The sequence below is a fragment of the Caulobacter sp. 17J65-9 genome, assembly GCF_010975005.1.
Lineage (GTDB): Bacteria > Pseudomonadota > Alphaproteobacteria > Caulobacterales > Caulobacteraceae > 17J80-11.
Genome location: NZ_JAAIVC010000320.1, coordinates 1 through 907 on the forward strand (window position 1 = coordinate 1; position 907 = coordinate 907).

Below are 907 nucleotides of genomic sequence, written 5' to 3' on the forward strand. Positions count from 1 at the left end.
ATCCTCACTCACGGCGCGGGCGCCATGGGCGTGTTCGCCCAGTCGGTCGGCGGCGGCGGCGGCAACGGCGGCTTCGCGGTCGCCGGCAACGTCAGCGGCAGCGGCGGCAACGCCGTGGCGCTGGGCGTCGCGGTCGGCGGCACCGGCGGTTCCGGCGGGATCGGCGGCATCGTCAACGTCACCAACCACGCCGACGTCGGCACCCTGGGCGAAGGCGGCCACGCCCTGTTCGCCCAGTCGGTCGGCGGCGGCGGCGGCAACGGCGGCTGGTCGGGCGCCATCACCGTGGCGGGCTCGGCCGGCACTTCGCCGGTGGCCAGCGCCTCGATCGGCGGCAACGGCGGCTCCGGCGCCAATTCCTCCAAGGTCACCGTCATCAGCGACGGCACGCTGATCACCGAGGGCGACGACGCCCACGGCCTGTTCGCCCAGTCGGTGGGCGGCGGCGGCGGCAACGGCGGCTTCGCGCTGAACGGCTCGCTGGCGGTCAGCAGCAACACCTCGGTCAGCCTGGGCCTGGCGCTCGGCGGCTCGGGCGCGGGCGGCGGCGTCGGCGGCGAGGTCGAGGTCGACAGCGACTCCGTCATCGCCACCCACGGCGACTACGCCCACGCCATGATCGCCCAGTCGATCGGCGGCGGCGGCGGCAACGGCGGCTGGTCCGGCAACATCACCGGCGCGCTGTCCTCCACCACCTCGGTGTCGCTCGGCGCCTCGATCGGCGGCAGCGCCGGCGACGGCGGCCTGTCCAGCCTGGTCAAGGTGACCAGCGACGGCCAGCTGACCACCGACGGGAACGGCTCCATCGGCCTGCTGGCGCAGTCCATCGGCGGCGGCGGCGGCAACGGCGGCTTCGCCCTGCAGGGCGGCGTCGCGGCCGGCGGCACCAACTCGGTGAGCGGCGGCG

1 pseudogene is annotated in these 907 nt (G+C 76.0%); it reads left to right on the forward strand.

The features are described from left to right. Window positions 1-907 (forward strand): annotated as a pseudogene (locus G3573_RS21675) (hypothetical protein); the annotation flags it as partial.